Here is a 6,579-nt window from a genome sequence, read left to right on the forward strand (position 1 = left end):
TTAATTTTATTTTCCTCGCAACAAATTAATACTTACTGTTGCATAATCGGTTTCGGGATATTTTTTAAAGTAATCAGCATCCGAATGTAATCCAGCTTCTGCCGCTATTTTTTGCAACACTTCGATTTCTACGATAAACTGATCTGAAAAACCGTGTGTAGCATCGTAAGCCGTTGCAGCTGTTTTTCCTAGATTTTGAGCAGTTAATTCTGGCGCTACCGTATGCAATTCAATAATTAAAAGGCCAAATTTACGAACATACGGACTCCATTTCATAAAATGTTCTAATAAATTATCTTCGACATCATTGTTGGAAATGTGAACGCCTCGATGCGCAAAAGCTCCGGTGGAAGTACTCACTCTATCTTTTGTTTTATTTTTCGGGTCTTCCCAAATGCGATTATGATCTAAGAACGTACGTACATTCAACAAATCTTTCAAATCGATGTTGTAATTCTCTTGCAAATCACTATTCAATAAATCCGGATTTCCAATGTCGCCCCAAATAACTTTTGCCCAAATATCGGCTTTAATCAAATTCGCTCTCGTAACTTTCAACGCCGCTTGATTATAATCAGCACCAACTAAAAATAGTGGATAATCATCTAACATTTTCCCGCGCAAGGTTTGTCGTTCGATGACTTCAAAAATATGTTGTAAAAAAGCGCCATTTCCGCAACCCATATCTAAAATTCCTTTTGGTTGTTCGGCGATGGGTTTATTAAAAAGTTCGATGATAATATCGTCAATTACTTTGAAATACGTCGCGTGCGCACCACCGCTTCCCCAGACATTCATTTCGCGATTGACGTGAATTTCATCTTCGTTTTTAGCGATATTTCGCAATTCACTTGCATTTCCAAACAACAAACTGTCAATATGTTTAAACATCGGAAGATATGAAACCGTCACACCATAAGCAGAAGCTCGTTTGGCAAAGAAAAAGCCGTCTTCTGTAAATTGATAATTGTCGTTTTTCTTGGAAAACCAACCCAAATGCACAAAGAAATCCAGAATTTTAGCAAACGCTTCTGGATGTTTATGAAATTCATCCGCTCGAAACGAACTTTCCATAAAATACTTGTGAAACATGCCCGTCATTCCTAAGTTGACTACAATTGGGCCAACCAAATAACCTTCAATATGTGTCAACATTTGCTCTTGAATAGCTCGCAAATTCACATCTTCTTCAAAATGAATATGATAATTTTCGGTGAATTTCTTTAAAATAGGCTCCAATAATGCAATGGAATCCACATCCATTTTATTAGCTGTAAAAACCGAAGATTGAGTTAACAAATGAAATGTATCTTCATACATGGGAACAAGTGAAAACGCAAATTCACTAATAGGTAAAGAAGTAATTGTAACATTTCCCGAAACATTATCGACTTCGTATTTTAGAAAACCTTGCGATGCCAAAACGCGTAATGCTACATTCAAATAGCCTTCATTAGCATGAAATTCATTTGTAATTTGTGATAAAGTTGTGGATTTCTCCTTTAAAAGATGTGCTAAAATTCCTTTTTTGAACAAAGAATAAGCGACAGGAACAACAACTAATCCATCTAAATGTCTAAAAATGGCTTCGCGTAATTGGTTTCGTTTCATCATAAATCGAGTGGTTTATTCTCAAATTTATGAAAATTCTGATTCACTTTACAATAAACTTCTTTTTATCTCGGCAAAAGAAGTGGAAGTTTGGATAAGTTTTAAAATGATTTCGTTTCGAAGTTGTTCCAAATCATCAAAATCCAAATATTTCGCCCAAGTATCTGATTCCAAAATTTCTTTTATTTGTCGGATGACTTTTGCGGTTTCGGAAGCGTTCCGTAAAAAGGCTTTTCCGTCGTAATTCGGATTATTTTTGTGTTGGAAAGTTGCTTCTTTAGTTTCGAAATTAACTTCTACATAGAAAAAGCTTTCAGTTTCGTTATTCGGATAGAAATCTGTCCATTTGGCATAACCAATTCGTTCTTTCTGATTTAGATTTTTAATTTCGGAAATCAAACGCCATCTGCAATTCGCAGCTCTTCCCCAATGATTCGAAATACGATAAACACCTTCCTCCGTAAAACAATAACCACTACCCGATTTACTTTTGTAATGCCAATCGATATTCGGTATCGAAGCGGAATCAACTTCGGTAAACTCACAAAAAGTGTGCTTATGGAAATTGGTTTTATTGTATTTTTTTAAGGTCATAAAATGTCAATTCGATTTCTTTGTAACAAAAGTAACATTTGATTTTTAAAGAATCGTCGTATCTTTACAAAAAAAGGATTACAAATGAGAGCTATTTTAGATCAAGCCTACAGTTATATATTTGAGGAAGCTTTATTGGACGAAATTGCAAAAGTTGCCATTTACAAAGAATTTAAGGCCGATGATTACCTAATTGAAATTGGGGATTATATTAAAACGATGCCGCTTTTATTAACTGGCGCGATTAAAATATTAAGAGAAGATGAAAATGGCGATGAATTGTTATTGTATTTCCTTGAACGTGGCGATACGTGTGCCATGACATTAACCTGTTGCATGGGACAATCGAAAAGTCGTATTCGTGCCATTGCCGAAACTGATGGCGCAATGTTAATGATTCCAGTAGAAAAAATGGAAGAATGGTTAACCAAATACAAAACATGGAGAAACTTCGTATTTGATAGCTACAATGTCCGTTTAAACGAAATGTTAGAAGCGATTGACACCTTGGCTTTCATGAATTTAGACGAACGTTTGTACAAATATTTAACGGATAAAGCGAAAGTTATTGGCGATACCGAAATCAAAAATACGCATCAAGAAATTGCTTACGAAATGCATACATCGAGAGTTGTAATTTCACGTTTGTTGAAAGCGTTAGAATTGCAAGGAAAAATCAAATTACACCGAAATAAAATCGAAATTCTTCAATTCTAATGGAGATTTTAGGCTACATTGGTGCATTGTTTATTGGATTAATTTTAGGACTAACAGGCGGTGGTGGCTCTATTTTAACCGTTCCGATTTTAGTATATTTGATGAACATTAATCCTGTTACAGCAACTGCTTATTCGCTATTTATTGTTGGAACAACGTCTACTTTTGGCGCGATTCAAAACTACAGAAAAAACTTAGTTGACATCAAAAACGGATTCATTTTTGCGATTCCATCATTCATTGCAGTTTATTTAACTAGGAAATTTATCGTAACCAGAATTCCTGAAATCATTATTGAATCACCAATTCTAATCACAAAAAATACCTTTTTAATGTTGTTTTTTGCAGTAATTATGATTTTTGGAGCACTTTCGGTATTGAAAAAGAAAACTCAAAATACCAATAATGAAGAAAAAAGGAATCTTATTCTTATCGGAATTCAAACTTTTACTATTGGAATCATAATTGGATTAGTTGGAGCCGGTGGCGGATTTTTAATTATTCCATCATTAATTTTGTTTGCTAAATTACCGATGCGAAAAGCCGTTGGAACTTCTCTATTCATTATCGCTATGAACTCATTGATAGGATTTATCGGTGATGTGCAGAATTTGGAAATCGATTGGATGTTTTTGTTAATCTTTTCGGCTATTTCGGTTGTTGGAATATTTACTGGAATGTACCTTACAAAATACACGAATGAAAGCCAATTAAAGAAGATTTTTGCTTACTTTGTATTGGTAATGGCTGCCATTATCTTGTTAAAAGAAATGTAAATGTAACTTTGGGTACAGAAGAAATAAAATATAGAACGTAAATTTGTAAAAAATATAGAATATGAAAATCGAACAAATATATACTGGATGTATTGCTCACGCAGCGTATTACATTGAAAGCAATGGAGAAGCAGCCATTGTTGACCCATTGAGAGAAGTACAACCTTATATCGAAAAAGCCAATAAAGACAACGCTAAAATCAAATACATTTTCGAAACGCATTTTCATGCAGATTTCGTTTCTGGACACTTAGATTTGGCTAAGAAAACTGGTGCTTCAATCGTTTATGGTCCAACAGCAAAACCAAATTTTGATTGCATTGTTGCTACAGACGGACAAGAGTTTAAAGTGGGTGGTGTAACCATTAAAGCAATTCACACACCTGGACACACTTTAGAAAGTACTTGCTATTTAGTTACTGACGAAACTGGAAAACAACACGGAATTATCACGGGAGATACTTTATTTATTGGTGATGTTGGTCGTCCTGATTTAGCACAAGAATTGGTAGAAGATTTAACACAAGAAATATTAGCAGGACATTTATTTGATTCGTTACGCAATAAAATTATGCCTTTGAGTGATGATTTAATTGTATATCCAAATCACGGTGCAGGAAGTGCTTGTGGAAAGAATATGAGCAAAGAAACCACTGATACTTTAGGCAATCAAAAGAAAGTCAACTACGCTTTAAGAGCCGATATGACAAAAGAAGAATTCATCAAAGAATTATTAGATGGATTAACGCCTCCGCCGGCTTATTTTCCACAAAATGTATTGATGAATATTCAAGGATATGAAAGTTTAGATGCGGTGATGTCAAAAGCAGAAACACCTTTACATCCAAAAGAATTTGAAGCGGTTGCCAATCAAACAGATGCTTTAATTTTAGATGTTCGAAATGAGAATGATTTCGTAAAAGAACATGTACCAGGCTCAATTTTCATTGGATTACATGGACAATTTGCTCCATGGGTAGGCGCATTAATTAGAGATACCAAACAACCTATTTTATTAATTACACCAGAAGGAAAAGAAGTAGAAACCATCACTAGATTATCTCGTGTAGGATTTGATAATACATTAGGTTTCTTATTAGGAGGAATCGAAGCATGGAAAGCAGCAGGCTACGAAACCGATAGCATTGAATCGATTTCACCAGAAGTTTTTGCAGCACAATACGAAACCGCTCCAGTAATAGACTCAAGAAAACCAGGAGAATATACTGCTGAACATGTAGTAAATGCGAAAAACATCCCATTAGATTACGTTAACGAACAATTAGCCGAAGTACCAAAAGACGAAAAATTCTTCATTCATTGCGCAGGCGGTTATCGTTCGGTAATCATGTCGTCAATCTTAAAAGCTAGAGGTTATCACAACATGATTAACGTTGAAAAAGGAATGTCCGGCATTAGAACGACAGATGTTCTATTAACAGCTTATGTTTGCCCAAGTACGTTGAAATAAAAAAATAAGATAAAATACGAAATCCGACTTTAGATGAGTCGGATTTTTTTATGGGCGTTCCCCAAGGGTCGGGCTATCTGCACTCGCTTTACTTAAAAAGCTTGGGCATTTTAAGTAAGAGCTCAAACAAATGCTACTATCCCTAACGCGGAATTGGTTTTCAGTTGAATTATAATGAAAAAATATTTATAAATTGCAATTTATTTAAAATACAATCAAAATTAAAACTATTTGAAAATAGTAATGAAACAAAATGACAAAAATTAAAAGCAAAGAAAATTTTCACAACAACTTACGACTATTATTTATAATACTTTTGGGTTTAGTTGTGACTTTCTTCTCAATAAGTAGAAGAAAAAATCTTAAAGAAAATCACGTAGTAGTTATTGGTGTCGCAATTAAAAATACTTATGGTACAGGAAATGATGGGGTTGAATACAAGTTTGATTATCAAGGAAAAACTTATCAAGATTGGTGTTTTACAGATAATAGCTCAATTGAAGGAGAAAAATATTTTGTCTTGTGTAATACAGAAAATACTGACAGAAGTATATTGTTAGAAAAATGCCCTGTACCAGATACAATTGAAAAAGCACCCTTAAATGGATGGCAAAAAATACCAGTTAAAGCTTATCAAAAATATGTTGATGAGTATTTTGAATAGAGTACATTTCTAACTAATTACAACAACCATTCAAAAATCCTAAATTAAAATAGGATTAGTTAACTAGTTCGCAAAAAATTAAACGGCATTGATGTATGATTCAGAAATGCCTTTTTTTTTTTAATAGTAAAAACAATAAATCCTAACCGTTACAAGTTAGGATTTCTTATTTATAAGTCCCATCGGGACGCTATATTGGTAACAAAAAAGCCCTATCATTACTGATAGGGCTTTTCAAAAGAAAGGCGGCGACATACTCTCCCACATAACTGCAGTACCATCTGCGCAGTCGGGCTTAACTTCTCTGTTCGGAAAGGGAAGAGGTGAGCCCCGACGCAATAACCACCTTAAGAGGTTAAATTGCTTTGAGCAATTTTTCAACGGTTAATTATCAATTATTAATTGTTAATTATCAATTGAACAATATCTTAACATACTGAGATAAATCGTTTAAAAAGTTACCTGAGGTTACTCGAAGGTAAGAAAGTTTCGCTCCCCGCCAAGGCGGGGAGGCTTGTACATAAGCTTACGGGTTATTAGTACTACTCGACTATGACATTACTGCCTTTACATCTATAGCCTATCAACGTGGTCATCTTCCACGACCCTTAAAAGAAATCTCATCTTGTGGTGGGTTTCGCGCTTATATGCTTTCAGCGCTTATCCCTTCCCGACGTAGCTACTCTGCAGTGCTCCTGGCGGAACAACAGATACACCAGCGGTCAGTCCAATTCGGTCCTCTCGTA

At 34.7% G+C, this 6,579-nt stretch carries 6 protein-coding genes and 2 rRNA genes; 4 read left to right on the top strand and 4 right to left on the bottom strand.

Going from position 1 to position 6,579, the window contains the following annotated elements; translation table 11 throughout:
• Window positions 1-6: 6 nt before the first annotated feature.
• Window positions 7-1,614 carry a class I SAM-dependent methyltransferase gene (locus BP92_RS0110770; RefSeq protein ID WP_026726078.1) on the bottom strand — a complete coding sequence of 536 codons (1,608 nt, stop codon included), beginning with the start codon at window positions 1,612-1,614 and terminating at the stop codon, window positions 7-9.
• Window positions 1,615-1,659: 45 nt separating this feature from the next.
• Entirely contained in the window at window positions 1,660-2,205 is a 546-nt protein-coding gene (locus BP92_RS0110775) for a hypothetical protein (protein WP_026726079.1), read from the bottom strand.
• A gap of 84 nt (window positions 2,206-2,289) precedes the next feature.
• Here BP92_RS0110775 and BP92_RS0110780 point away from each other — a divergent pair, with 84 nt between their 5' ends.
• The 4 genes from BP92_RS0110780 to BP92_RS0110795 all read left to right on the top strand — a co-directional run bounded on the left by BP92_RS0110780 (window position 2,290) and on the right by BP92_RS0110795 (window position 5,833).
• Window positions 2,290-2,922, top strand: a complete 633-nt coding sequence (locus tag BP92_RS0110780) for a Crp/Fnr family transcriptional regulator (protein ID WP_026726080.1) — start codon at window positions 2,290-2,292, stop codon at window positions 2,920-2,922.
• Window positions 2,922-3,698, top strand: a complete 777-nt coding sequence (locus tag BP92_RS0110785; RefSeq protein ID WP_026726081.1) for a sulfite exporter TauE/SafE family protein — start codon at window positions 2,922-2,924, stop codon at window positions 3,696-3,698. The genes BP92_RS0110780 and BP92_RS0110785 overlap by 1 nt, the downstream gene beginning before the upstream one ends.
• Before the next feature lie 61 nt (window positions 3,699-3,759).
• Window positions 3,760-5,169 (top strand): MBL fold metallo-hydrolase, encoded by a 1,410-nt coding sequence (locus tag BP92_RS0110790; RefSeq protein ID WP_026726082.1) that lies wholly within the window; start codon window positions 3,760-3,762, stop codon window positions 5,167-5,169.
• A gap of 253 nt (window positions 5,170-5,422) precedes the next feature.
• On the top strand, window positions 5,423-5,833 hold the full coding sequence (locus BP92_RS0110795) for a hypothetical protein (RefSeq protein WP_026726083.1): 411 nt from the start codon (window positions 5,423-5,425) through the stop codon (window positions 5,831-5,833).
• A gap of 240 nt (window positions 5,834-6,073) precedes the next feature.
• Here BP92_RS0110795 and rrf read toward each other — a convergent pair.
• Together rrf and BP92_RS0110805 are read right to left on the bottom strand one after the other, a co-directional pair.
• Window positions 6,074-6,183, bottom strand: a 5S ribosomal RNA gene (gene rrf / locus BP92_RS0110800).
• A 166-nt stretch (window positions 6,184-6,349) separates the two neighbouring features.
• Window positions 6,350-6,579: ribosomal RNA gene (locus BP92_RS0110805) — 23S ribosomal RNA — on the bottom strand; the annotation flags it as partial.

The organism is Flavobacterium sasangense DSM 21067, assembly GCF_000686885.1.
In the GTDB taxonomy this organism is placed as follows: Bacteria; Bacteroidota; Bacteroidia; order Flavobacteriales; family Flavobacteriaceae; genus Flavobacterium; species Flavobacterium sasangense.

Coding starts and splice junctions, on each gene's coding strand:
- BP92_RS0110770 (WP_026726078.1), bottom strand. CDS start 1,614: ATGATGAAACGAAACCAATTACGCGAAGCCATTTTTAGACATTTAGAT.
- BP92_RS0110775 (WP_026726079.1), bottom strand. CDS start 2,205: ATGACCTTAAAAAAATACAATAAAACCAATTTCCATAAGCACACTTTT.
- BP92_RS0110780 (WP_026726080.1), top strand. CDS start 2,290: ATGAGAGCTATTTTAGATCAAGCCTACAGTTATATATTTGAGGAAGCT.
- BP92_RS0110785 (WP_026726081.1), top strand. CDS start 2,922: ATGGAGATTTTAGGCTACATTGGTGCATTGTTTATTGGATTAATTTTA.
- BP92_RS0110790 (WP_026726082.1), top strand. CDS start 3,760: ATGAAAATCGAACAAATATATACTGGATGTATTGCTCACGCAGCGTAT.
- BP92_RS0110795 (WP_026726083.1), top strand. CDS start 5,423: ATGACAAAAATTAAAAGCAAAGAAAATTTTCACAACAACTTACGACTA.